The sequence below is a fragment of the Mucilaginibacter myungsuensis genome (assembly GCF_015222005.1).
GTDB lineage: Bacteria > Bacteroidota > Bacteroidia > Sphingobacteriales > Sphingobacteriaceae > Mucilaginibacter > Mucilaginibacter myungsuensis.
Genome location: NZ_JADFFL010000002.1, coordinates 12205 through 37185, shown reverse-complemented (window position 1 = coordinate 37185; position 24981 = coordinate 12205). Strand labels below are relative to the sequence as shown.

Here is a 24981-nt window from a genome sequence, read left to right as displayed (position 1 = left end):
CTTTAGGCCGTACAATTGCGAAAGCGTTGTGCGGCTTCGTTGTTTTTTGGCGATGATCTTTTAACCACAAAGGACACGAAGAAGGATCCATAAAGAACACAAAGGCATAGTTTGATACCTGGTGATGCAAGGTTTTGTGCCCTTTGTGATAAAACTTCGTGCCCTTTGTGGTTAAGATCAAGTGACTTTATTTCTTTTTAGTTAAAACAATCTCTTAGAAATGTGCCTTATTATTAAAAGGACATTAAAACACATCGCCATGAAAAAGACCATTTGCACAGCCGCCTTAGCCGCGGTAATATCCTTCGGGACAGTTTACGCAGTACCGGCCCACCGTGATGCCAATACCATTACTCAACAAGACACGGTGAAAAAGAAAGTAAAGGTGAAGGATGATAAAAAGAAGATGAAGACCAAGAAAGATAGTGCCGGGGTAACCAAAAAAACCAAAGTTAAAATGAAGAAGGACACGGTATAGATACCGAAAACCTCAAATGCAAAAGCGGCCCTAACGTTAAGTCAGGGCCGCTTTTATTTGATTCAGTTATCTTCTTACCAGAAGATAGTATAAAGTGCAGTCAGGATGCCGCAAACGATCAATGCACCAACAGTGAAGCCGGTATTGGTTTTGAACATTGACGAATCCACTTCCAAACCATTGGTCTTTTTGCCTTTGGCGTGATCTATCATACTGATCACATACATGCCCGCTACGCTTAGTATAAATACGAACAGCATACGATCGATGAACGGGATCTCGTAAACGCCATCAGCATTTGGTACCGAGAAGCCGCTGCTTGACAGGAACGACAGGTCCATGAACTTAGGCAGGAATTTGAAGAACACCGAGAAGATGAAACCACCGATAGTTGCGAACAAGGCCGCGTTAGAAGAAGCTTTTTTCCAGAAGAAGCCCAGGATGAACATGGCAAAGATACCCGGAGATACAAAGCCTGTGTACTCTTGGATAAATTGGAAACCGCCTTTTTTATCGATACCTAAGAAATTACATAAGATAACACCCAACACCATAGCAACTACCACGGCTATTTTACCTACTGATACCAACTCCTTATCGGTAGCATCTGGCTTAATGGCTTTTTTGTAGATATCTAAAGTAAAGATCGTAGCGATACTATTAGCCTTACCGGCTAAAGATGCCACAACCGCGGCGGTTAAAGCGGCGAATGACAGACCTTTGATACCCGCAGGCAGCAGGTTCAATAAGACAGGATATGCGTTATCATGATTATCGGCAATGCTTGCTGTGTTTACCGCGTCAAATACGCCATCCCTGTAAAGGATGTAAGCAGCTATACCCGGTAATACTACGATCACCGGCATTAACAATTTCAAAAATGCCGCGAACAGGATACCCCCACGGGCTGTTTTAAGGTCGGCACCTAAAGCACGTTGGGTGATGTATTGGTTACAGCCCCAATAGTTAAGGTTAACGATCCACATACCACCGATCAGTACGCTCAGGCCCGGAAGGTCGGCATAACTTTTATTGTCCGGTTTTAGGATCATGTGGAAGTGATCATTAGCCTGTTGGTACATAATGGTCAAGCCATTCACAATACCCTCTTGCTGATAATGCTCAGCTACTTTACTTACCGCAATGTAGGTAGTTACTAAACCACCCAAGATCAAAAAGAACACCTGGATAACATCGGTATAACCGATCACCTTCATACCACCCAAGGTGATGATTATAGCGAATACAGCCAACAAGACCAAACACAAACCAAAGTTGATGCCCGATATACCGTTGATGGCGACAGCACCCAGGTAAACGATGGAAGTTAAATTAACGATCACGTACAACAGCAACCAAAACACAGCCATGATCATAGCCACAGTGCTGTTATAACGCTGATGCAAGAATTGGGGCATGGTGAAGATCTTATTCTTCAAGTACACCGGCATAAAAAATACGGCTACGATGATAAGGGTGGCGGCAGCCATCCACTCATAGGTGGAAATAGCCAAACCCATGGTGAAACCGTTACCGCTCATGGCCACAAATTGCTCGGCCGATATGTTTGATGCGATAAGGGAAGCACCGATAGCCCACCAGGTCAAGGAGCCTTCGGCCAGGAAATAATCTTTTGATGTGGCGTCGGCATCGTGCTTACGTTTGTAAACCCACCAGCCATAAGCGGCAACAATGACGAAGTAGACAAGGAATACCAGCCAGTCGCCGGGAGTAAGTGTTCTCATTTTCTAAAAATTCAGATCTATATTCAGGTTTTATAACAGGACCGAACAACAATAATAGTATTATTTGTTCGGCAAACAAACTTTTTGGACCTTTATTGGTAAGTATATTTTAAATTTTACAAATCTACTTAGTGTGATAATTACACAATAAAAAACCTGTCAAAAAAACAGTTATCAACAAAAAAGAGCGGCTTTTGGGCCGCTCTTCGTTTTAGCTTTATGCTTGCATAACATTGTTACAAGATGTACTTGGTGCTCAGGAAATTTGAGTCGCCATCGTTCACTATCTCGTTAATGATCGCCTTATTCACATCGTTCAATTTAGTAGCTACCAACGAGCGTATCGAGAACGCCCTCAACGCGTCGTGAACAGACAAAGTACCCTCGGCGCTATCCTTACGCCCCGTGAACGGAAACACATCCGGCCCACGTTGACATTGCGCGTTGATGTTAACACGGCTTACCAGGTTTACGAACGGATCGATCAGCGATGATATCTCTTTTGCATCTGTACTAAAGATACTGACCTGCATACCATGCGGCGAATCTATCTGGTATTGGATCGGTTCCTCTATCGATTCAAATGGGATGACCGGGATCACCGGGCCAAATTGCTCTTCGCGGTATAACTTCATCTTCTCGTTGACCGGATACACCACCGCCGGGAAAAAGAACGACTCTGCATTGGTACCGCCATGCTCGTTGATCACTTTGGCTCCGTTAGCGATTGCATCGTCGATGCACTCTTTCAGATAAGCCGGTTTGCCGGGCTCGGTCACCGGGGTTAGGTTTACGCCTTTTGTCCACGGCATGCCGGGTTGTAGTTTGGATATGGCCTCACCTAGCAGCGTGTTGAACTCGTCTGCCACCTCTTTGTGCACAAAGATGAGCTTGATAGCAGTACAACGTTGCCCGTTGAAAGAGAGCGCGCCCAGGATGCACTCGCTTACCGCCAGTTTCAGGTCAGCATGTTTGGTAACGATGGCGGCATTCTTAGCATCCAAACTCAATACCGCGCGCAGGCGGTTCAGTTTGGGGTGACTTTTCTTCAGATCGTTAGCAACCTTGCTTGATCCGATAAAGGCCAGTACATTGATCTTGCCCGTACGCATTAGTCCCGGGGTAACATTAGCGCCACGACCGTAAACCACGTTCACCACGCCCTTAGGGAACGAATCTCTAAAAGCGGCCAACAGCGGGTAATGCAAAAGTGTACCATGCTTAGGTGGTTTAAATAATAAGGTATTGCCCATGATGATTGCCGGGATCAACGTGGTGAAGGTCTCGTTCAGTGGATAGTTGAACGGCCCCATGCAAAGCACCACACCCAGCGGCGAACGGCGACTTTGCGCTACCACACCTTCGGCTATCTCAAAACGGGATGACTGGCGGTCGATATCTTTCAGCGCATCGATGGTCGCTGTGATATACTCAACGGTACGGTCAAACTCCTTGGTCGAATCGGCCAGGGATTTACCGATCTCCCACATCAATAGCTTAACTACCACATCGCGCTGCTCGCTCATTTTGTAAACGAACTGCTCCATGCATTTAATGCGGCCGTCCAAACTCATGGTAGGCCACTCTCCGCGACCGTTGTTGTATGCGGCAAGTGCTGCTTCTAAAGCCTCGTTGGCTTCCTTTTCGGTACCGATGGGATAGGTACCGATCAGTTTGCGTTTTAAACCCTCGGTGGTAGGCATCATAATGGGCGAGTAGACCTCGCTCACCTCACCGTCCCATTTTTTTAATTCGCCATTGCTCAGGTATTCGCGCTGGTGGACCTCTTCTATCCGGTATTGCTCCGGTATCTGGTCCTCCGCAACGAACAGCTCGCGTAGCTGATCATGGAAATTCATAATTGTAATGTGTTTTAGAGTGATGTATTTAGGCCGATGCTATATTGGCCTATACTCAAAGGACGACATTTTGCAGGAGATAAACTATCCGCCAGATCAGCATTTAATTATCAAATAATGAATTTTAAATGCAAATGATAAATTAATGCTTATCAACATCTGACCGATCCGGATCAGTTAGCGAACGAACCTTGCAAACGCGAGACACGAGGTATCGTGTCTCTACGGAAAATATCAGCGGCATCAGCGAAATCATAAACCACCAAACCAATTCAGCGGTCACAAAAACGCCCCGATCCAAAATGGATCAGGGCGTTACTTATGTCAGCGAAATCAATTAGATCATTGAGATCAGCGATTCAGACTATTTCTCTACGTACATTACGTCCTTAACCGCTTTAACAACGCGGTCGGCGTTCGGCAGGTACTCCTGGATCAGGGTTGGAGCGTACGGCAATGGTACGTCGCCACCGGTGATACGGATGATAGGAGCATCTAAGTAATCGAAAGCATCTTTTTGTACTTTAAAAGCGATCTCGGTCACGATAGAACCTAACGGCCAGCTTTCCTCCACACACACCAAACGGTTGGTCTTTTTAACCGACTCGATGATAGTAGGGTAATCGATAGGGCGTACGGTACGCAGGTCGATAACCTCGGCGCTGATGCCTTCTTTTTCTAACTCAGCGGCAGCAGCGTTAACCACTTTCATGATCTTACCGAAACCTACTAAAGTTACATCAGTACCTTCTTTGGTTACTTTTGCTTTACCAAGCTCTATATAGTAAGGCTCTTCAGGCACTTCGCCTTTATCGCCATACATTAATTCTGACTCCATGAAGATAACCGGATCCGGATCAAGGATAGATGATTTCATCAAACCTTTAGCATCGTAAGGGTTAGATGGAACAACCACTTTTAAGCCCGGGCAGTTAGCATACCAGTTCTCAAAGCACTGACTGTGCTGAGAGCTTAGCATACCCGCGTTACCGGTAGGACCACGGAACACGATAGGTACTGAGAACTGACCACCGCTCATGCTCATCATTTTGGCAGCGCCATTGATGATCTGGTCGATAGCGACCAGCGAGAAGTTAAAGGTCATGAACTCAACGATAGGTTTCAACCCGTTCATGGCCGAACCGATACCGATACCGGCAAAACCTAATTCAGATATAGGTGTGTCGATAACGCGTTTAGCGCCAAACTCGTCCAACATACCCTGACTAACTTTATAGGCACCGTTGTACTCGGCAACCTCTTCGCCCATCAGGTAAATATTTTCGTCCTTGCGCATCTCTTCGTTCATTGCTTCACGAAGCGCTTCCCTGAATTGTATTTCTCTCATTATATCTGAAATAAAGAATTTTTGCAGCGCAAATATAAGTAATGGATATTGATGTGCAAGTGCCCTAAAGTGTAATTGTTACGTTAAGATGTCCAATACGTCAGCTTTTAAATAAATTTTGGCCGGAACGGGAAACCTTTCGCCTTTCCCTTTATTCTTTCACATCCCAATTAAAATATCGCCGATGCTATCCTCTTCGTTGGCCCGGCGTTACTCATGGTATAAAAATGTAGCACCGGCGCGCCAAATTTCATCAGTTCTTTACACTGATTGATGGTCCATTCGATGCCTACTTCTTTCACCTCTTTCTCGTTTTTGCAGGCGTTCACCGCGTCTACCAGATCTTCGGGCATATCAATGTGGAAGGTTTTGGCCAAGCCGATCAGTTGCTTCGTATTGGCCAAAGGTTTTAATCCCGGAATGATCGGTACGTTGATGCCGTTAGCGCGGCAGCTGTTCACAAAGTCGTAATACTTTTGGTTATCGAAGAACATTTGCGTTACAATGAAACCTGCGCCCATATCTACCTTTTGTTTCAGGTATTGGAAATCGGTCTTCATGTTCGGAGCCTCAAAGTGTTTCTCAGGATAACCGGCCACACCTGCACAGAAATCCGTTTTCAGGTTCTCTTCATTATACTCATGCAGGTAAACGCCTTTGTTCATATCGGTTACCTGTTTCAGCAGGTCGGTAGCATAAGCGTGTCCACCCGGGGTAGGGATGAACGATGCATCACCACGGCGTGCATCACCACGTAACACCAGTACGTTCTCGATGCCTAAGAACTGCAGATCGAACAAGCCATTTTCGGTCTCGTCTTTAGTAAACCCGCCGCACAACAAATGCGGAACGGTATCTACCTTATACTTATTCATAATAGCCGCGCAAATAGCAATGGTGCCCGGGCGTTTGCGGTAGCTCAGTTTCTCCAGCAGGCCGTTCTCGTGCTCTTTATAAATGTAGTCCTCGCGCAAGGTGGTCACATCAATAAAAGGCGGGTTAAATTCCATCAGCGGATCAATGGCATCATATATACCCTTGATGCTCTGCCCCTTTAAAGGCGGTATCAACTCAAAAGAGAATAATGTTTTGCCGTTGGCGTTAGCGATATGTTCAGTGATTTTCATTGTTTAGTATCGAGTAGCTGCGTTCTATTTCACAACGTCATTGCGAGGAACGAAGCAATCTCTAAGACAGCAGAGCGGACCTGCTTATCCGACCTTTGGGTGTAGAGATTGCTTCGTTCCTCGCAATGACGTGCATGTTTACATTTAGTAATTTAAGTTTGGCCCTAACCAACGTTCTACCTCTTCCAAAGGAAGAGCTTTACGTTTAGCATAATCCTCCACCTGATCCTTACTGATCTTACCTAAACCAAAATAACGGGCTTGCGGGTGAGCGAAGTAAAAACCACTTACTGACGCGGCAGGCATCATAGCCAAGCTTTCGGTCAGGTGCATTTGGGCGTTGTCTTCGGCTTTTAGCAGTTCAAATAACGTCGTCTTTTCCGTGTGATCCGGACAGGCAGGGTAACCCGGTGCCGGGCGGATGCCTTGATATTGTTCTTTGATCAGCTCTACGGTATCCAATTGCTCGTCTTTACTGTAGCCCCAGTAGTCTTTGCGGACCAACTCGTGCATTTTCTCGGCAAAGGCTTCCGCTAAACGGTCGGCTAAGGCTTTGGCCATAATGCTGTTATAATCGTCGTGGTCGGCTTCAAATTCGGCAACTAACTCATCGCAGCCGATGCCGGTGGTTACGGCAAATCCACCGAAATAATCTGGAACACCGCTTTCTTTTGGTGCTACGAAATCTGACAGCGCATAATATGGTTCGCCCTTTACTTTCTCGCCTTGTTGGCGAAGGGTAAATATGGTCGATAATACTTCTGTACGACTTTCGTCGGTATATAATTCGATATCATCACCAACCGAATTGGCCGGCCAAAAACCGACCACGCCGTTGGCGGTCAGTAATTTGTTGTCGACGATGCGTTTCAATAACACCTGGGCATCATCGTATAACTTCTTAGCTTCATCACCCACAAATTTGTCGGCAAATATTTTAGGATAACTGCCCCTCAACTCCCAGGTATGGAAGAACGGTGTCCAATCGATATAAGGCACCAGGTCCTCTAAAGGATAATTCTCGATCACCTTAGTGCCGGTGAACGTCGGCTTTTGCGCTACGTTGCCATCCAGGCTGATCTGGAATTTATCGGCACGGGCTTCCTCGATGGTCTTAAATCTCTTGTCCGACTTTTTATTTAAGTGCGCTTCGCGGGCCTTGGCGTATTCGTCTTTAATGCCCTGGATGTAGGCACCGCTGGTCTCGCGGTTCATCAGGCTGCTGCAAACGGTTACGCTGCGCGATGCATCAAGCACGTGGATAGCCGCGCCCGAGTAATTAGGCGATATCTTCACCGCCGCGTGGATGCGTGAGGTTGTCGCCCCGCCCACGATCAACGGAATGGTGAAACCTTCGCGCTCCATCTCTTTGGCAAAGTGGACCATCTCATCCAGCGATGGGGTGATCAATCCGCTTAGACCAATAATATCTACCTGCTGTTTTTTAGCTTCTTCGATAATGCGTTGCGCAGGCACCATCACCCCAAGGTCTACCACCTCAAAGTTATTACAGGCCAATACCACGCCGACGATGTTCTTGCCGATATCGTGCACATCGCCCTTAACGGTCGCCATTAATATCTTACCGGCATTGGCACGGCTGCCACTGCTATCCTCGCCTGCATCGATCACCCGTTGTTTTTCCAATTCGATAAATGGCAACAGATAAGCCACAGCTTTCTTCATTACCCTTGCCGATTTTACCACCTGCGGTAAAAACATCTTACCCGCGCCGAACAGGTCGCCGACGATGTTCATGCCATCCATTAGCGGGCCTTCGATCACCTCTAAGGGTTTGCTGTAAGCCTGGCGGGCCTCTTCAACATCGTCATCCAGATATTCGATAATACCTTTTACCAGAGCATGCGATAAGCGTTCCTGAACAGTGCCTTTACGCCACTCCTCATTGCGGACGATCTCTTTACCGGCACCTCCTTTAATGGTATCGGCATAGGCCACCAAACGCTCGGTTGCGTCGTCGCGACGGTTGAGCAATACATCCTCTACCAGTTCCAGCAGTTCTTTCGGGATCTCCTGGTAAACTTCCAACATACCGGCGTTCACGATGCCCATATCCATACCGGCCTTGATGGCGTGGTACAAAAATGCCGAGTGCATAGCCTCGCGCACACGGTTATTACCGCGAAAAGAGAACGAGATATTACTCACACCACCGCTCACCTTGGCGTGCGGCAGGTTCTCTTTGATCCAGCGGGTAGCATTGATAAAATCAACGGCGTAGTTATTGTGTTCTTCCAGACCGGTCGCGACGGTCAGGATGTTGGGGTCAAAAATGATATCCTGCGGCGGGAAACCTACCTCATCAACCAATATATCATAGCTGCGCTTGCATATCTCTATACGGCGCTCAAAGTTATCGGCCTGACCTTGCTCATCAAATGCCATCACCACTGTAGCTGCGCCGTAGCTTAATATTTTGCGGGCGTATTCTTTAAATTTCTCTTCGCCCTCTTTTAGGGAGATGGAGTTCACGATGCCTTTGCCTTGCAAACATTTCAAGCCCGCTTCGATAACTGTCCATTTGGATGAATCCACCATCACCGGCAATCTTGCGATATCCGGCTCTGATGCTAACAGGTTAAGGAACTTGGTCATGGCCGCTTCCGAGTCGATCATACCCTCGTCCATGTTCACGTCTATCACCTGTGCACCACCTTCCACTTGTTGACGGGCAACCGTAAGCGCACCTTCATAATCTTCGGCCAAGATCAGCTTGCTGAATTTTGGTGACCCGGTGATATTGGTCCGCTCGCCCACGTTCACAAAATTGGTCTCGGGGGTAACGGTCACGGCTTCCAAACCGCTTAAGCGCATAAATGGCTCAACGGTCGGCCGCCTGCGTGGCGCATGTTTAGCCGCTTTTTGGGCGATGCTGCGGATATGATCCGGCGTAGTACCACAACAACCGCCAATAATGTTCAGCATGTTGTTCTCCATAAAATCCTCCACCAGGTGGGCGGTCTCATGCGGGGTCTCATCATACTGACCGAACTCGTTAGGCAGACCGGCATTTGGATAAGCCGATACGTAAACATCGGCCTTGATAGCTAACTCCTCTAAGTGGGGGCGCATCTCTTTAGCACCCAAAGCACAGTTCAATCCTACCGAAAGCAGGTTAGCATGCTGTACTGAATCCCAAAAAGCCTCCACAGTTTGCCCGGACAAGGTACGTCCCGATGCATCGGTTATCGTTCCCGATATCATCAGCGGCAAACCTTTGTAGCCGGGGTTCTTATGGCGTAACTCGTCCTCGTAACGTTTGGCGGCAAACAGGGCCGCCTTGGCGTTCAGGGTATCAAAAATGGTCTCGATCAGCAGCACATCAGATCCGCCGTCCACCAATCCGCGGATCTGATCGTAATAGGCATCGGCCAAAATATCAAAGTTGACGGCACGGTAACCGGGGTCGTTAACGTCTGGCGACAAAGAAGCCGTACGGTTAGTTGGGCCAACGGCACCGGCCACAAAGCGGGGTTTTTCTGGGGTAAGCAGATTGTACTCATCCACCACCTCGCGGGCTATCCGGGCACCCTCATAGCTCATTTCGTAAGCTAATTCTTCCATGTGATAATCGGCCAGCGATATCACCTGCGTGCTGAAGGTATTGGTCTCAATGATGTCGGCACCGGCATCCAAGTATTCTTTATGTATAGCTTTGATCACATCCGGGCGCGTCAAATTCAAAAGGTCGTTATTGCCTTTAAGATCCGACTTATGGTCCTTAAAGCGCTCCCCGCGAAAGTCCTCTTCCGTCAGGTCGTACCGTTGGATCATGGTACCCATCGCCCCGTCGATCACCAGGATGCGTTTCTCTAATTCTTGTCTAATGTCCATTTGTTGAGTCATAAGTCTTAAGTACGAAGTCTTAAGTAATAAGTACGAAAGCAATGCCTTACGACTTTAGACTTAAAACTTCAGACTTAAAAGCGGCTTATCGAAAAGTCGGGTGTTAGCATGACCTTCGCTTATCTTTCCCACAACCTTAAGGGGTTAGGGTAGAATGTAGCACCTTGTAAGCACAGGTTGCTAAGACATCGTAGGGTCGTATCCCTCCGTCTTTCTCAATAAGCAGTGCAAAGTTGCACAATAGGGCTGTAAATTGCAAATGTGTTAAAGTGATCCGAAAGTCAGAAAAGACGGGAAGACCGAAGAGGTCAAACTTATCGAAGGTCAATACAAATATACAAACTTTATTTTATTATTAAAGAATATTCTTTAATAATCTACAAAGTTCGGAAAATTTCGATTAATGGCTCTCAGCGGCTCAGACAACCTCCGTCACCATATAACCTTTCCCGTTCATCACAAACTCATCGCCCGCTTTGCAGCCCTGCATTTTAGCGCCAATAGGCGATGCCGCCGATATGGCAAAGAAACTTTCGTCACCCAGTTTGATCACCCCGGCACTGATGGCGATGTAGAAATTACCATTGTTGGTCCGCACTACGCTGCCTTCTTCAATTTTAGTTGATGTACCGGCTGTACTTACACGGTTAAGGGCGATGAGCAACTTATTGGCTTCGGTCAACTGGGCCATGCCGCGGTCTTTTTCTTGTTGCAGCATTTCGCGGCCGGTCTCGTACTTATCGCCGGCGCTGCTTTTGGTATCCTGGGCAGCACTTTGCTCGGCCGATAAGATGGCCTGGCGGGCATTATCCATACGTTCCTGCACAAATTGGGTGCATAGCTGGTGCAGTTGTTCTTTTAGTTGGCTCATATAGCGGATGACAAATATGGGGATCTTTTTTGTAGAGACACGATACCTCGTGTCTCCCGTTCGCAAGGGGGCGATCAGGTTCAAACAAAAAGAGCTGCCGTTTACACAGCAGCTCTTCAATATCAGGGTGTAAAACCTATTCGTTCTCGTTCACCACACCCATCGAGCTGAATTTTTCGATGCGCTGGTTAACCAGTGCGTTTATTTCGATCTCGCCAAGGGCTTTCAGGTCTTTCAGTAACTGTTTTTTCAACACTGATGCCATGATCACCGGATCTTGGTGGGCGCCGCCCAGTGGTTCTTTGATAACACCGTCGATCAGGCCGTTCTTCAACATCTCGGTCGATGATAGTTTTAATGCCTCGGCAGCACGCTCTTTGTAATCCCAGGTCTTCCAAAGGATGGTGGAACAATTTTCGGGAGAGATAACTGAATACCACGAGTTCTCCAGCATCATCACTTTATCACCGATACCGATACCCAATGCACCACCCGATGCACCTTCGCCAATGATCACGCAGATCACAGGCACTTTCAGTATCGACATCTCCAGCAGGTTACGGGCGATCGCTTCGCCTTGTCCGCGTTCTTCGGCTTCAAGGCCTGGGAATGCGCCCGGGGTATCGATCAGGGTAACTACCGGTTTGTTAAATTTCTCGGCCAGTTTCATCAGGCGCAGGGCTTTGCGGTAACCTTCGGGATTAGCCATACCAAAATTGCGGTATTGGCGCTCCTTAGTGTTTCGACCCTTTTGGTGACCGATGAACATAACAGTTTGGCCGTTCAACGAGCCAAAACCGCCTACAATGGCTTTATCATCGCCCACGGTACGGTCGCCATGCATCTCGATAAAATCGTCGCACATCAGCTCCAGGTATTGCAGCGTGTAAGGGCGCTCGGGGTGGCGCGATATCTGCACCCTTTGCCACCCGTTAAGGTTACTGTAAACCTCTTTTTTGGCGACGTCGAACTTCTCATTCATCTCGGCCAGCGTGGCCGACATGTCCACCTGTGTTTTATCCTGTGCCTGCTTTACCTTATCTATCTGCGATTGCAGATCGGCAAGCGGTTTTTCAAAATCGAAACTAATTTTCATATGATCTTAAAATTTGGTCTCATCCTATCGCCATGTACAGCGCGATATATCGGACAAACCGGCCGCTAAATTACATAAATCTAATGGTATTATTAACAAAATGGTATGGCGTACGGTAAATCAGGTCTGGCTACCCTTTACCTGATCAGCGTGATACTGCCCGATAGGGGTTTGTCCGCCAGCCCGGTCTGTATCACGTAATAATATACCCCCGCGTTTAGGTTCTGGCCTTTGTATTTGCCATCCCAAGGGGTAGTGTAGCCGATAGAGGTAAATACCGGGTGACCGAGGCGGTTGTAGACATTAATGGTAGCCTTGGGATAAGCGAACATATTGCCGATCACCCAGGTATCGTTAATGCCGTCGCCGTTAGGGGTGATAGTGTTGGGTATCACCAAATTGATCACCGGGGCCAGGGTTATGGTCAACGTACCGGGAGTGTAAACCATGGTATAGTTGGCAGCATCGGCGTTGGTGGCCGTTATGGGGTACGTACCCGGCACCGATGTGCGGCTGGCTGTAGTGGTGATCACCGGTTGCCGGGTAAGTACCGATGCATCCTCGCCATTCACAAAGCCTTTAATATCCGCTGTAAAAGATGGGTTCTCCTGTCCTGTCATACGGGTGGCGTTGTCGGGCGTGATGGTCAGCTGCGCTTTTTTTACAATGATATCGCCTGTGCCGTAGCCGTTAAACTCGTAGTTGGTGGGTTTAAAAGTACCGCCTGTTACGCCTGTAATAGTAACAGATCCGGGATACTCTTTAACCGCTGCGGTCGCCGCAGCGCCTTCCCCAAAGCTGATGGTGGCTATGCCTGCCCTATCCTGTCCTTTTAAGCCCGTAACGGTAATGCCACTATTCTGCGCGCCGTTGGTAAGCACATCGCCATAAGTTTTCTCGATGTTGTTGGCCTTAATGATCAACGGGGCTTTGGTGATCACAATATCGCCCAGTATTGGCCGGGTGATGGCGTAATTGCTTTCTTTAAATCCGTATTCACCGTTTATGGTGCCCACGGTTATACTGTTGGCATATCTGCCTGCGTCGTCATTAGCATTGCGGCCCGAGCCGTAATTATAAGTGGCAGTGATGATGGTGTTGCCGTTCTTTAATCCCCCTGCGGTGATAGTTAAACCCTGGCTTCTTAAAACAGGTGTCAGCAAGCTCTCGCCATACGGCTTAAGATATTCATTGGCGACCAGTGTAAGCGGCGCCGGGCGCACGGTACTAACAGGCATGGGGATATTCAACGGGTCGGCGGCAGATGTGGTTAAAACAATATTACCGCTATGTGGCCCCGCGTCGGTATTGGCATTTAACCGGATGCTGATGGACAGGGTGTTGTTGCTGTTATTGGCGAACCACCCGGCAGGGAACGTCTGTTGACCCGAAAATCCTATGCCGTTAACGTTAATGGAAAATCCCGGGGGAGCAGTAATGGTTACCGGCTGTGTTAGGTTAATACCCGACACTACAAAATTGCTCACTGCCGAATTGGTGCCGAATTCGGTCTCTAACGCTGATGGCCCACTTACCAGATCGAATCTTGACGTAGGGCCAACCGTGATAGTGAATTGCTCGGGCACGCCGGGGCAGCTTGTGCCGCCTACCAGGCCCAATTGTAATGGCGCGGTACCGGTTTGGATAGCCTTGATCACTGATCGCGCCGCTACATCTATCTCGGATACCGATGTTTCGCCACTGTTGGCTACGTACAAACGTGTGCCATCTGCCGATAAGGCCAGGGCTGTAGGTCTTTTACCAACCGCGATCTGTGTAAGCAGGTTCCCCGTGTTAACGTCAAAGATGAGTAATCTGTCTGCCGATGGTTGGCTTACATACAATGTATTGCCATCGGCACTTACGGCAATATCGCCGGCGGTTATGCCCGTAGCAATATTGCGAATGACCGCATTGGTAGCCGTATTTATGATCGATACACCTGTCCCGGCCACAAATAGTTTAGAACCATCGGTACTGGTAACGGCATGTTGTATAAATGTCGCCAAACTACCTGTCACGCTCTTTTTATCAGCATAGTTATTGGTATTGATAGCCGTGACCGCATCCGGCAGGTTACTAAGCACGTACACGCTTTTACCATCGGGGGTAATGGCCGTGCCAACACAGGGAGAGCTGAGCTCGATGTAGTTATCGCCCGTAAATGGGGTGTAGCCTGTATTAATGGCATGTAAATATGATGTCGAAGCCGAAGAAACGGGGACAAAGGCCTTGTTACCATCGGGACTAATGACCATTTTTCCACTCGCAGCGCCTGATGTAATTGAACTCTCTAACACTCCATTAGCAACTTTATACCCATACAGGTTGCCGGTAGCACTGCGCTGTACGCCGTATATACGTTTACTATCGGGACTGATAGCTATCGAAGTAATGTTGGGGGATATACTTATCACAGCCTCCTGTTTACCATCTATCGTGTTAAAAGATGTGACCGCGTTGCTGCCCTGCGTAAGCACTTGCAGCAGTGGTAAAGATCTTGGCGTTACTGTAATGGTAGCCGTTACCGTTGATGTACCGCGGTTGATGGCAGAAAAGGCCGGGATAACGCCCACGCCGCTTGCGCCAAGGCCAATGGCTGTGTTGCTATTGGTCCAGTTAAAGATATTGCCGCTGCCGCTAAGCGCAATGGGCGTGGTGACCTGCCCGTTACGATAGGTCTGCGCCGAGATCCTGTCTACCGTAGGTGACATATTGATGGTGCCGCTTACCTCGGCAAATTGGTTTTGTGCCCCGCTTGATGACAGCACAACAAACCCTGTTCTTAAACCAGCCGGAGCGCTGGCAGCCGTGCGCACATAAACAGTGGCGTTGGTCACCACGCCGGCCGCGGCAGGGATAAGCACAGCGGTACTGAATGGGCCATTAACGCTCAGCCCGACCTCAAAATTGGTTGGGGCCGCGGCCGTAATGCCGGTAGCGATATTTTTACCTGATACGGTGACCTGTTGTATACCCGCGCCCGATGACGGTGTCCCCTCGCAGGCGATGATGACCACCGGTGTAGTGGTAGCGGTGATCTCGGGGGTAGTGGATAGTACCGTAAGATCACCTTTGATATATAACAGGTTATAATTGTTTCTGTCGATGTTACCACCTTTAACATTAGATGCCTCTACCGCCCCCTGATACCTCCCCGGTGGCGCAGCAGCTGCCGCACCTGCCAAATAAGCGATGTCGACAGTGCCAATGGTCTCGCCGTTCTGTAAGCCTAAAACCGTGTATTGGGTAGAATTTGGCACATTAGACAGATCGGTACCAAAGTTTTTGGTGACGTTATTCGCCGTGATCATCAGATCGGCCGCGTAAATAGTATTATCGCCGGTCCTGAAATTAACGATGTAGTTGCCGGGCAGGTAACCATCCCGGCCGGTAAAGTCTTTAATGACCACCGAACCGGGATAAGGGCCGGCTTTATCAAACCTGCTATTGCCGGCAGTGATCGATATATCGATGGAATTGACCTTATTGCCGTTTTTTAGCAGCCCATTCCATTCCCTAAATTCGAGTTCCGTGTAGTCGTAAACCCCGGGCGGAAACTCGTAGCCGTAGGGCTTTCTGATCGTTATGAACAAGTTAAGGACAAAAGGGTTCACCGTGCCGCTGAGCGATGGCCCGCTAACGGTCAGTGCGCCGGGGCTGGTCAGCACAACATCACCAACGTAGTCGCCGGCGTTAGCGGTAGCAGGCAGGCGGATAAAAATATTGGTAACATCTACCTCGCCGGCTGCACCTACAGTAATGGTGTTTGAATAAGCGATATTGTTTAAGCTGACCTGGTAACCAGGCGGCGGGGTAACCAAAATTCCGGCCTGCAATGCCGAGCCTGATATGCTGAAGGTGCGGGTATTTGATGCCGTGCCATAAGTACCGGTAAAGGTCAATCCTGCCGGCGACATCAGATTAATGACCTGCGCCCTGGCCACAAATATAGTAGCGAACAGCAGGCAAAATATTATGACGGTCTTTCTCATCATGAAAAGGCAGACCTAAAGGTATCGAAAAAACCTTTACATATTAAGCAATTACGGTTTTTAACTATTTTAACCAGCAGGTTGCCGCGCCAATAAGCACAGCATCGCTATTCAGTTCGGATACGGATACCGGTATTTCGATATCCAGTTTAGCCAGTTGGGTCTTAAATGCAGGTAGGAAATAATCGGATGCTTTTACGGCGGTGTCGCCACTCAGCACGATCATTTCGGGGTCGTTAGCGCGCACAAAATTGGCAGTGAACAGCGCCAGGTTGTTAGCGAACTCCTTAAACACGTTCTTTACCGTGTTAGACTTTTTGTAGAATTTTGCCAGCTCCTTAACATCCACCACATTAATGCGCGATAGGGCGTAGTAACGTTTCTGGAACCAGCGCTCGGACAGGTAATCCTCGGCTATGCCATCCAAAAATGGCGATTCCCAAAGTTCGGCATCTTCGGCTACACCGTTGGCCAGCTTGGCGCTGCCAAGACCGGTACCCAAGATCAACCCGATCACCCGTTGGTGGCCTTTAGCTACACCGGCAAATACCTCGCCCTCTAAAAAGGCTGCCGCATCATTGATCATGCGGATATCTGTTGTGGCGATACCCAGTTTGTCTGCCAGTAATTGCTTCACATTCAGGCCGTAAAGCGCGCCGTGTTTTTTGTTGTTCTTAATATAGGCGATACCCTGCTCATAATCGAACGGGCCCGGCATGGCTATACCTATCCGGGTGATGCCCGGGTTGGCTTGCAATACATCGCCGATCACGGTGCTACAAGCATCAATGATCTCGTCGGCCGTACCCCACGAGTTGATAGACTCGCGGCGGGCAGAGGGGCGCACGACCGAACCATCGGCCAAGTTAACCACCAGCGCGGTAATGTGGTATCCGCTGATGTAAACACCAAGCACAAGATCGGTAGCCGGGGATAGTGTATCGTTAAGCATCGGGTGTAAAGTTATGGTATCCATTTCAAAAACAAAAAAAGCATCAAAATTGATGGTTTTTTGATGTTTTATGCACGTTTTTTCGTGTTTTTTACGCTTTTTGTCATTTTATTTTAGCGTTGTTAAGGTAAGGGCATGGGTAAAGTAACTTTCCTATCTTTGATGCTGATACCCCCCCCTCTGTCATCTATGTCTAAAAACACACCACCTTCGGTACTCATGATCGCAGTAGCTTTTGCTACGGTTTATGTGGTATGGGGGTCTACTTATTTCTTTATCCAAAAGGCGCTGGTGGGTTTGCACCCGTTCTTGCTGGGCAGTATGCGTTTCCTGGCATCGGGCACCATCATGATGTTGTGGTGTGTTATCCGCAAAGAAAAGATATGGTCGGTACAGGCTATCAAGATGGCCGCTATTACCGGCATTATGCTGCTATCGGTAGGTAATGGCATTGTGATCTGGGTAGAGCAATTTATGCCGAGCGCGGTAGTAGCCATCACGGTATCGGCCGCGCCGATCTGGTTCGTGCTGTTGGATAAACCACATTGGAAGGAAAATTTCAGCGACCGGTCTACCATTATTGGCTTAATAGTGGGTTTCATGGGCGTATTGCTACTTTTTGGGCAACAACTGATCGGTTCTTTGGATCAGATAGATAGCCGTACGATAATTGGTTTGGCATTGCTCATCATCGGCTCTATGTCATGGGCGGGTGGTTCGTTATATGCTAAGGCGCACCCTACCGGTGCATCTGCTACGGTGAATACGGCCTGGCAAATGCTGATCGGTGGTTTGGCTTTCGTGCCCGGTATCTTCATCACCGGCGAATGGGAACGTACCGATTGGGCCGCCGTACCTACAGCCAGCTGGTTATCTATCCTGTACCTTATTTTGATGGGATCCATAGCGGCCTACAGCGCCTACGTATGGTTGCTGCAGGTACGCCCTGCTACTCAGGTGAGCACCTATGCCTATGTTAACCCGGTGATAGCCGTAATATTAGGTGTAGCCTTCGCTAACGAACACATCAGCACCCTGCAAATAGCCGGCTTAGGTGTGATCTTATTGAGCGTCCTGCTGATCAATCTGAATAAGTACCGGAAGGCGGCGTAGCTTTTTGTGGAGACACGATAACCATTATTGCGCGGCGGTAGCCGCCTCGCTTTGTTGGATCATCTTATCCATCCAATATGGGCCTTGCGGGTAACCTCCCGAGTAATGCAGCATCACTTTACCTTGTTTATCTATCACCACATTGGTTGGGTAGGCGGTAACCTCATACATACCTGCCGTGTAGCGGCCGTCGCCAACCAGATGGTAAGCTAAAGGGTTCTCTTTTATAAAATCTTTTACCTCCCAGCCCTGATCAAGCGCTACGGCAACAAATAGCACATTAGGGTTATCTTTATATTTAAGGGCCAGTTTGTTAAGGTCGGGTATCTCAGCGCGGCATGGCGGGCAACCAATGAACCAAAAGTTGACCACCACCGTTTTGCCGGCCCAGTCTTTGGTTTGGATCTTTTGGCCGTTCAGGTCCTTAAAACTAAAGGTCTTAAAGACGCCACCATTCGCAAAGAACTTACTGTCGGCAGGCCGTGGCGACTTGGCATATCGCGCCGCTTTTTGCGCTTCGGTAATTTTTTGCAGTATAAATTGTGGTTTCTCGGCATTGGGATCTATGGGGCGCAGCCAATAGTCGCCGCTGGTTACCAGTTTTTGCCACACAAGGGCCGGGTATTTCATGCCAGATGAATCGGTCACTAACGAGTTTTCGTCGGCCATGATCCTGCGCGGACCGGTAGGGGTTTGTGCTGATGCTACCGATACGGTGATCAGTAATGCAAGGGCAAATAGGGTATTTTTAAATTGCATAAAATTTAGGGATGCTTTTTTTGCTTTTATACGGCTAACATAAGCAAATGTTATTACAGCTACATACTTGTTAATAAAGATATCTGCCGCCTGTAACAAAGTATACCCATGCGCCGTCTAACCGCCAAGTTTAGTATCTTTAACAATATATGGCGGTAAAAACAACTTTTGGCGAGAACGTATCCATTGCCCTGCAATCCATCGGTGGTAACCGTTTGCGTACCGCGCTTACCGCGCTTATTATTGCCATTGGGGTAACCGCCCTGGTAGGCATCCTGACCGCGATAGAAGGCATCCGCCAAAAAACTAATGATATATTCTCGAGCATGGGGGCTAACTCGTTCACCATCCGTAACCGGGGTACAGGTATCCGTTTTGGCGGCGGCGGTCAGCGTAAAGTTTATGCATCTATCACCTATGCACAAGCACAGCAATTTAAAAAGCGATTTAAGTTGCCGGCCACTGTGTCGGTAAATACCTATGCCTCGTTTTTGGCTACGGTGAAATATGGCGATGTTAAAACCAACCCCAACATCTCTATCCTGGGTGCCGATGATAACTACATGCTTACCGGGGGCTATAACCTGGCAGCGGGCCGCAACTTTTCGGCCGCCGAATTGGAGCATGGATCTAACGTGGTGATCATTGGCGAAGAGATACGGAGTAAACTATTTAAAAGTGCCGACCCGATCAATAAGATCATACTCCTGGGGGCCAATAAATTTAAGGTGATCGGCCTTTTTGCCACCAAGGGATCCAGCGGTTCTTTCGGGGGTGACAGACAGTGCGTTATACCGCTGTTCAGGGCCAAGCAGATCACCACCAATCCAAATCCTACTTACACCATTACGGTAATGTCGGCCACGCCCGGCGAACAGCTGGCCGCACAGGGCGAAGCTACCGCTATCTTCCGTAACATACGTGGTATACGGGTTGGCCAGTCCGACACGTTCGAGATCACCCGAAGCGACTCCATTCAACAGCAACTATCAACCCAGTTGAACGGTATATCGGCAGCCGGTTTTGGCATCGGTATTATTACCCTGTTAGGCGCGGCTATTGGTTTGATGAATATCATGCTGGTATCGGTAACAGAACGTACGCGCGAGATAGGTGTGCGTAAAGCCATAGGCGCTACACCATCCATCATCCGCAGGCAGTTTTTGATAGAGGCCGTAGTGATCTGTTTGATCGGCTGCGCAGGGGGTATTATCCTTGGTATGGCCGTAGGCAACCTCATAGCCGTGAACATTTCAGGGTCTTTTATAATACCATGGATCTGGTTGTTCTCGGCCATTGTACTGTGTAGCGGCATTGGCCTTGCATCGGGTTATTACCCCGCCAAAAAAGCGGCCGGATTGGATCCGGTGGAAGCCTTGAGGTATGAGTAGAAAGTCCGAAGGATAGGAGGTCCGGAAGTCCGAAAGTATTAGGATAGTAAGGAAAGTCCAAAATATATTACAACGCAAAAGAGGATCATATTTTACATGATCCTCTTTTGTGTTTAGACATTTGTTAATGCTTCTATTTTCCGGACTTTCTGACTTCCCGACTTCCGGACTCAATAAAGCATCTTATTTTTAAGCGGATAATCATCGGCCATCAGCTTATCCAGGTAAGGCATCAGCAGGGCTTGCTTTAATGCTGAGGCGTGGCGTGGATGGTGCATATCGCTCGATAAAAAATCGATCATTTGCTCATCTACCAGTTGCTCGGCTATCTGTTTGGTCGGTCCGCCATAATAGCCAGTGAGCGATATGGTGTTCAGTTGCAGATCGCAGCCCCAGCTACGGATGTTCTTCAATTCGTCCAAGGTCAGGTACGGATATCTCTCGGGATGGGCCAGTATAGGTTTATAACCTTTATCTACCAGTTTTTGAATGACCGGGATAAGGTTATACGGCTTTTGGATGAAAGAAAACTCGAACAGCACGTGCCCGGTCTTCATCACCATCAGTTGCCCGTTATCTATTTTTTCCTCAAAGCCTTCATCGAACATGTGCTCGGCGGCCGCCTCTACCGGGATAGCTATACCTTCTTGTTTCAGGGCTTGCTGTAAGCGCGCCAATGCATCATTGATGATATCAGGCGTATTCCTGTACATATCGACCATCACATGCGGCGTGGCGATCACTTTTTTTATACCAAGATCCATCATCTTTTTGATCAGATAGATAGATTCTTCCACCGTTTGCGCGCCATCATCTATCCCCGGCAATACATGCGAGTGCATGTCTACCATCAGATCGCTATAATCGTACGTAGCCTCTTTTTTTATCTTAGGCTTTTTCTTAAAGAACCCAAACATCTCTCTCAACTTTATTCCTTACCCTATCAGATCAATGGGTTTTGGGCAATATACTTCTCCCAGGCCCAGGCCGATGACATCATAGTATCGATACCCAATTCGGCGGTCCAGCCTAAGCCTTCGGCAGATTTGGTCACATCGCCCCAAACTTTTTCTACGTCGCCGGGGCGGCGCGGGCCAATACTGTAATTCAATTTCACACCCGTCGACTGCTCAAAGGCGTTGATCACCTCTAAAACCGAGGTGGCTTTGCCAGTACCCAGGTTAAACATATCGTAACCGGTAAAGCTATCTTTCTCCATCAAGGCCAGGGCCGATACGTGTGCTTTGGCCAGATCTACAACGTGGATATAATCGCGCAGGCAGCTGCCATCAGGGGTGTTATAATCGCTACCATGTACCGTGATCGGGCCACGTTTGCCTATGGCCGATTGTGTTACAAAAGGCACTAAGCTTTGCGGTACACCAATAGGCAATTCGCCGATCAGGGCGCTATCATGCGCGCCTACCGGGTTAAAATAGCGCAGGGCGATCACTTTGTATTTGCTCCCGCCCGATACGATCATATCTTTCAGTATCTCTTCGGCAACCTGCTTAGTGTTACCGTAAGGTGACTGGGCAGGCTTTACCGGCGCATCTTCGGTTACCGGCAACTCATCCGGCTGGCCGTAAACCGTACAGCTCGATGAAAATACAAAGTTTACCGGCTTGGCGTAATAAGCCTCTAACAGGTTTATCAGCGAGTAAAAGTTATTTCGATAATATTTTAAAGGCACACCTACCGATTCGCCCACTGCTTTAAATGCAGCAAAATGGATGATGCCCGATAGATCCGGCTCGGCTAATGCTAACTTTTGCACGTCGGCCTCAATGGTCAGGTCCAGTTTATAAAAAGGCACTTTGTAACCGATGATCTTGGTCAGCTGATCAAGGATAGCAGCCTGTGAATTAGACAGGTCATCAACGATCACCGGCTCGTAACCGGCGTTAACCAATTCAACAACTGTGTGCGAGCCTATAAACCCCAACCCGCCGGTAACTAATATTTTGGGCATGCTTATTTATTGTAGTAAGTAAAGTCCTTATGCTTGATCTCATGCTCAGGTAAAGATCTAAAATAATCGTAAGTGATCTTTAAGCCTTCGGCGCGGCCAACTTTTGGTTCCCAGCCTAAAATAGATCTGGCCTTGGTAATATCCGGGCGGCGTTGTTTTGGATCATCTGTAGGCAATGGCAAGCTGATCATTTTTTGATCGGTACCGGTCAGCTTAATGATCTCTTCGCCAAACTCGCGGATAGTGATCTCGTCGGGGTTACCAATATTCATAGGCTGGGCGTAATCGCTCAGTAATAAGCGGTAAATACCCTCGATCAGGTCATCAACATAACAGAACGAGCGTGTTTGCGAGCCATCACCGAACATGGTCAAAGGTTCGCCACGCAGGGCCTGACCGATGAATGCAGGCAATACACGGCCATCATTTAGGCGCATACGAGGTCCGTAGGTGTTAAAGATACGTATAATACGGGTCTCCAAACCGTGGAAGGTATGGTAAGCCATGGTGATAGACTCCTGAAAACGCTTAGCTTCGTCATATACACCACGCGGGCCTACAGTATTTACGTTACCCCAGTACTCCTCTGGCTGAGGGTTAACGGTAGGATCGCCGTAGATCTCTGATGTAGACGCGATCAGCATGCGTGCGTTCTTAGCGCGGGCCAAGCCTAACAAGTTGTGCGTACCTAAAGAGCCTACCTTTAAAGTTTGGATAGGGATCTTTAAATAATCTATCGGACTGGCAGGCGATGCGAAGTGAAGGATATAATCCAACTCACCCGGAACGTGCACGAATTTGGATACATCGTGATTGTAGAACTCGAAGTTCTCCAACTTGAACAAATGTTCGATGTTGCGCAGGTCGCCGGTGATCAGGTTATCCATGCCAATAACATGATAATCTTCTTTAATGAACCTGTCGCACAGGTGCGATCCTAAAAAGCCGGCAGCGCCGGTGATCAGTACTCTTTTACGTTCTGACATAAGTCGTATCCCTTTTTAAATTGTCTTGATCCTTTATTTGAGTCCCTGATACCTAACTTTTGTTGTCTTGTATCCTGACTCTTGATTCTTTACTCTTGGCTCTCCTTAGCTTACGATCTTACGACCGATGCTGTTGTAGTAGAAACCGCAATCTATCATTTTTTGCAGATCGTACAGGTTACGGCCATCAAATATCACTTTGTTTCTTAACAATGACCCTACCTGGTCGAGGTCAGGGGTACGGAATACCGACCATTCAGTAACGATCAGTAACGCGTCGGCGTCTTTCAATACATCGTACTGGTTGTCGCCGTAGCTGATGGTGTCGCCCAAAAGCTCTTTAACATTCTTCATACCTTCAGGGTCAAAAGCGGCAACGGTAGCGCCGGCTTTCAACAGGTCGTCGATGATATACAAAGCTGGTGCTTCGCGGATATCGTCGGTCTCAGGCTTAAAGGCCAATCCCCACAAGGCGAATTTTTTACCTTTCAGGTCTCCTTTAAAGTAGTTCTTCACTTTTTCTACCAGCACGCTTTTTTGGATGGTGTTCACATCCATTACCGCGTTAAGAATCTTAAAGTCGTAATTGTTCTCTTCAGATGCTTTGGCCAATGCCTGCACATCTTTAGGGAAACAGCTACCGCCATAACCGATACCCGAGAACAGGAAGCGTTTACCGATACGATCATCAGATCCGATACCTTTACGTACCATATCCACATCGGCGCCAACCAATTCGCACAGGTTGGCTATCTCGTTCATGAAAGATATTTTGGTAGCCAGGAAAGAGTTGGCCGCATATTTAGTTAACTCAGATGAGCGCTCATCCATAAAAATGATCGGGTTACCCTGGCGCACATACGGGCCATAAAGTTCGCCCATTAATTTGCGGGCGCGCTCGTCGGTCGTACCAACTACCACACGGTCGGGCTTCATAAAGTCATCAACGGCAACGCCTTCGCGTAAAAACTCAGGGTTTGATACTACCGCAAATTCCACATCGGTATTTGCTTTGAGTACCGCGGTCAACTTATCAGCGGTGCCAACAGGTACTGTTGATTTGGTTACGATGACCTTGTATTCTTTCAATAGTTTGGCAATATCGGCACCGGCACCCAATACGTAGCTCAGGTCGGCTGCGCCGTCGGCACCCGGAGGGGTCGGCAACGCTAAAAAGATGATCTTGGCATCCTCGATAGCCGCGGCCAGGTCAGATGTAAAAAATAAGCGGTCTTGTTTAATATTGCGGTGAAACAATAGCTCAAGTCCGGGCTCATAAATAGGTAACTGACCATTCTTCATGGCTTCAACCTTTTTTACGTTAATATCAACACAGGTGACGTGGTTACCTGTCTCTGCAAGGCATGTACCGGTAACTAAGCCTACATAACCTGTACCTACAACGGCAATCTTCATGAGTTA

At 48.2% G+C, this 24981-nt stretch carries 17 protein-coding genes and 1 riboswitch; of the genes, 3 read left to right on the top strand and 14 right to left on the bottom strand.

Translation table 11 applies throughout. The annotated features are described in order from the left end of the window. The first annotated feature begins 259 nt into the window (after positions 1-259). Positions 260-478 carry a hypothetical protein gene (locus tag IRJ16_RS03960; RefSeq protein WP_194110238.1) on the top strand — a complete coding sequence of 73 codons (219 nt, stop codon included), beginning with the start codon at positions 260-262 and terminating at the stop codon, positions 476-478. A 74-nt stretch (positions 479-552) separates the two neighbouring features. Here IRJ16_RS03960 and IRJ16_RS03955 read toward each other — a convergent pair whose 3' ends face one another. The 9 genes from IRJ16_RS03955 to IRJ16_RS03915 all read right to left on the bottom strand — a co-directional run bounded on the left by IRJ16_RS03955 (position 553) and on the right by IRJ16_RS03915 (position 17362). Continuing rightward, entirely contained in the window at positions 553-2223 is a 1671-nt protein-coding gene (locus IRJ16_RS03955) for a sodium/sugar symporter (RefSeq protein WP_194110237.1), read from the bottom strand. 236 nt (positions 2224-2459) lie between these two features. Further along, positions 2460-4082, bottom strand: coding sequence for an NADP-dependent glyceraldehyde-3-phosphate dehydrogenase (locus IRJ16_RS03950; RefSeq protein ID WP_194110236.1), 1623 nt, complete (start codon positions 4080-4082; stop codon positions 2460-2462). A gap of 364 nt (positions 4083-4446) precedes the next feature. After that, the gene (locus tag IRJ16_RS03945) at positions 4447-5430 is read right to left on the bottom strand and encodes a pyruvate dehydrogenase complex E1 component subunit beta (RefSeq protein ID WP_194110235.1); all 984 of its coding nucleotides are present in this window, start codon (positions 5428-5430) and stop codon (positions 4447-4449) included. Positions 5431-5600: 170 nt separating this feature from the next. Next, positions 5601-6557, bottom strand: a complete 957-nt coding sequence (metF, locus tag IRJ16_RS03940) for a methylenetetrahydrofolate reductase [NAD(P)H] (RefSeq protein WP_194110234.1) — start codon at positions 6555-6557, stop codon at positions 5601-5603. 144 nt (positions 6558-6701) lie between these two features. After that, on the bottom strand, positions 6702-10412 hold the full coding sequence (metH, locus tag IRJ16_RS03935) for a methionine synthase (RefSeq protein WP_194110233.1): 3711 nt from the start codon (positions 10410-10412) through the stop codon (positions 6702-6704). Positions 10413-10540: 128 nt separating this feature from the next. After that, positions 10541-10649, bottom strand: a riboswitch (SAM riboswitch). 193 nt (positions 10650-10842) lie between these two features. After that, entirely contained in the window at positions 10843-11295 is a 453-nt protein-coding gene (locus IRJ16_RS03930; protein WP_194110232.1) for a 3-oxoacyl-ACP synthase, read from the bottom strand. 136 nt (positions 11296-11431) lie between these two features. Further along, positions 11432-12391 (bottom strand): acetyl-CoA carboxylase carboxyltransferase subunit alpha, encoded by a 960-nt coding sequence (locus tag IRJ16_RS03925; protein WP_194110231.1) that lies wholly within the window; start codon positions 12389-12391, stop codon positions 11432-11434. Positions 12392-12528: 137 nt separating this feature from the next. Further along, complete coding sequence (locus tag IRJ16_RS03920; RefSeq protein WP_194110230.1) at positions 12529-16389, bottom strand: MBG domain-containing protein; 3861 nt, start codon at positions 16387-16389, stop codon at positions 12529-12531. Between the two features lie 61 nt (positions 16390-16450). Next, a complete protein-coding gene (locus tag IRJ16_RS03915; RefSeq protein WP_194110229.1) occupies positions 16451-17362 on the bottom strand; it encodes an ROK family protein in 912 nt (303 codons plus the stop codon). Between the two features lie 195 nt (positions 17363-17557). On the opposite strand from IRJ16_RS03915, the gene IRJ16_RS03910 reads away from it, so the two are divergent. Further along, on the top strand, positions 17558-18451 hold the full coding sequence (locus IRJ16_RS03910; protein WP_194110228.1) for an EamA family transporter: 894 nt from the start codon (positions 17558-17560) through the stop codon (positions 18449-18451). 24 nt (positions 18452-18475) lie between these two features. On the opposite strand, the gene IRJ16_RS03905 is transcribed toward IRJ16_RS03910, so the two are convergent. After that, a complete protein-coding gene (locus IRJ16_RS03905; RefSeq protein ID WP_194110227.1) occupies positions 18476-19210 on the bottom strand; it encodes a TlpA disulfide reductase family protein in 735 nt (244 codons plus the stop codon). A 149-nt stretch (positions 19211-19359) separates the two neighbouring features. On the opposite strand from IRJ16_RS03905, the gene IRJ16_RS03900 reads away from it, so the two are divergent. After that, positions 19360-20601 carry an ABC transporter permease gene (locus IRJ16_RS03900; RefSeq protein WP_194110226.1) on the top strand — a complete coding sequence of 414 codons (1242 nt, stop codon included), beginning with the start codon at positions 19360-19362 and terminating at the stop codon, positions 20599-20601. A gap of 170 nt (positions 20602-20771) precedes the next feature. On the opposite strand, the gene IRJ16_RS03895 is transcribed toward IRJ16_RS03900, so the two are convergent. From IRJ16_RS03895 to IRJ16_RS03880, 4 genes are all read right to left on the bottom strand, one after another. Continuing rightward, the gene (locus IRJ16_RS03895) at positions 20772-21518 is read right to left on the bottom strand and encodes a tyrosine-protein phosphatase (RefSeq protein ID WP_194110897.1); all 747 of its coding nucleotides are present in this window, start codon (positions 21516-21518) and stop codon (positions 20772-20774) included. Between the two features lie 26 nt (positions 21519-21544). Next, on the bottom strand, positions 21545-22573 hold the full coding sequence (gene galE, locus IRJ16_RS03890; RefSeq protein ID WP_194110225.1) for a UDP-glucose 4-epimerase GalE: 1029 nt from the start codon (positions 22571-22573) through the stop codon (positions 21545-21547). Between the two features lie 2 nt (positions 22574-22575). Further along, entirely contained in the window at positions 22576-23559 is a 984-nt protein-coding gene (locus tag IRJ16_RS03885) for a UDP-glucuronic acid decarboxylase family protein (protein WP_194110224.1), read from the bottom strand. A 105-nt stretch (positions 23560-23664) separates the two neighbouring features. Beyond that, entirely contained in the window at positions 23665-24975 is a 1311-nt protein-coding gene (locus tag IRJ16_RS03880) for a UDP-glucose dehydrogenase family protein (protein ID WP_194110223.1), read from the bottom strand. Between the last annotated feature and the right edge of the window lie 6 nt (positions 24976-24981).